The sequence below is a fragment of the Pseudomonas avellanae BPIC 631 genome (genome assembly GCF_000444135.1).
GTDB lineage: Bacteria > Pseudomonadota > Gammaproteobacteria > Pseudomonadales > Pseudomonadaceae > Aquipseudomonas > Aquipseudomonas avellanae.
Genome location: NZ_ATDK01000389.1, coordinates 1 through 2,198, shown reverse-complemented (window position 1 = coordinate 2,198; position 2,198 = coordinate 1). Strand labels below are relative to the sequence as shown.

The window sequence follows — 2,198 nt, the reverse complement described above, 5'->3', positions numbered from 1 at the left end:
CGTTGGCAGAGGAGCCTGGGTCGGCCTCTCCCGGTGCCTGTTGTTGAGCAGAGCGCGCATCTGGTTGAGCGGTTTCGTTAGACTGCTCTGGCACGACCTCCGCCGAGGTCGGCTGGATGAGTTCAGGCGCGTCAGAGGGCGTGTTGCGGTCTGTCGCCACAGACATTGTCGCTTTGGGCTGTTCGTCAACGATCGCGGAAGCGTCAGGATCGGCCTCTACCGACGCCAGTTGCTCAGCAGGTGACAACGCCAAAGGTGGCTGGGTGGATACCTGCGCATCATCAATGCCAACAGGTGCTTCAGTGACCTGGGCAGTTTCGGGCGACTGGCTTTCAACAGATGACGCTTCAGATGCAACCGGTTGAGCACTACGGATCTGCGGCGGTGCGGATTGATCCGGGACCTGTATTGAAGCTGCAGGCGCTGCATCCAGTCCCAGCGTTTCTTGCGTGGGAGTGGCTGCCTTTTGCGCAGTATTGTCCGGGGGCTGAGTGTTCGAATCTGTCGGCATGGTAGTTACCTCTTCATACGGTCGAATCAGGGGAGCGGTCTGTTCGCGCACCGCGTCCAGTCCTCGTGATTGGTGAAGGTCGTTGAAGTCCGTGAACCCACGGGCAATTTCGGCGTCGTTGAACGTTGGATACAGAACCTGGCCCCCCACCGCTATGGCCGCCTCATTGGCCATGATCAACCCCTTGTTCACGTCCTTGGCATGATCGAAATCCGCCATGAACAGGTGCCGACTGTCGGGATACTGCTGATGCAGCACCTTGGCCACCGCCACCATGTTGCCTGCGTCAATGGTCATCACCACCGGCAGACCGGTGGCCAGGTTCAGGCTGCGCGCAGTGGCATAGCCCTCGGCATACAGAATGGGGTTGACCGGATCGAGCGGGCCGCCCACCACCAGGAAATGCTCTTGTTTGGGAGCATCCTTGAAGAGGAACTTCTCACCCTCGGGTGGGATGTACTGCAGCGTCTTGAACGTTCCCGAGGCATTAAAAAACGGCACCACCAGGGCACCGTTTCGTGTTTGACGAATGTCGGGCGTCGGGGGTATTCCCTTCCGCACCAGGTAGGGGTGCGCAGGGTCTGCGGCGGGCAGCCGGTCGTAAAGTCTCTTGGCAGCCAACGTCTGCTTGGCGTAGGTAACAGCGCGATCACGAGCGGCGTCTTCCTGGGCTTGCTTGGCCCCGGCCCGAATGTGCAGGCGGGTGATCGGATCAGATTCACCGCCAGTCGCCGCCCAGTTGGTCACATCCTTGGGCGAATCGGCACGGTGGTAGTTGATGAACCAGCCAGCAGGGCGACGATCCAGAAAACCGCAATAGACACCGCTTTTCTTGCCGTGCTTGTCATCGACCGTCGCTACACGCTGCCGACTACCGTTCATCACCGGCATGCCTTTGACGACCAGGCCGGCTTGAGTCAGTACATCCAGAAACTCTGATTCGGCGTCCCCACCACCGGCGCGGCGGCTTGGATCAGGCAACCAGCCGGTGATGCGATCAAGGTCACATCCAGGTCTCGCAAACCACAGCTTTTCCTCTTTGTTCCAGGCAATGGCCGCACGACCGTCACTGAGTCGTCCGGCAGACAGACGAGCCTTATCACGATCATCAGGCGGCACGGCCAGCCAGACCGGGTATTCGGATGTGCGAGGGGCTGTTTCAATCTTGAACTGGGCATTGTCCGACGCCGGGAAGTTCTGTTGCGACCGGCTACGATCATGCAGCCCTTCAGCAACCATGCTCGTCAGATTGATAAGGTCACTGATCTGCATGGGGCGAGAGCGATCTATGCAGGTTTCACGAAAAGATCGAGCACCTTCAAGAGTGTTGGCATGGGCATCCGGATCAATCTCTTCGCAGGCGAAGGCAAACACTTCCTCAGCTTTACGTAAATCGCTGATCCCCGGATAAAGCTGATCAACCTTGGTCCAGAGGGCTGCCGTGCTGGGCTCGGTACGCGCATCAATCAGCGCGTTTAGGACTGCTCTTTTTTCGGCGGGGTTGAAGGTGTTGATCCCAAAGTGTCCAAGGATTTCGTGCCTAAGAGATCTTGTAAACTCTTCGTCCTTACTAAAGTTGGCAGTGGCAAAAACGGCTCGTCGTCCTCTAGGGTCTGTTCCCGTTTCACATTGGTAGCCACAGAAAAGCGCAGGCCATTGCTATGACGCTTTCATAGTTTCTCTTGAG

General features: G+C 58.0%; 1 protein-coding gene. It reads right to left on the bottom strand.

Translation table 11 applies throughout. The features are described 5' to 3' along the window. Positions 1–1,783, bottom strand: a 1,783-nt coding sequence (locus DW49_RS0122620) for a DUF5710 domain-containing protein (protein ID WP_024421422.1), incomplete at its 3' end; no start/stop codon positions are given. Positions 1,784–2,198 lie beyond the last annotated feature (415 nt).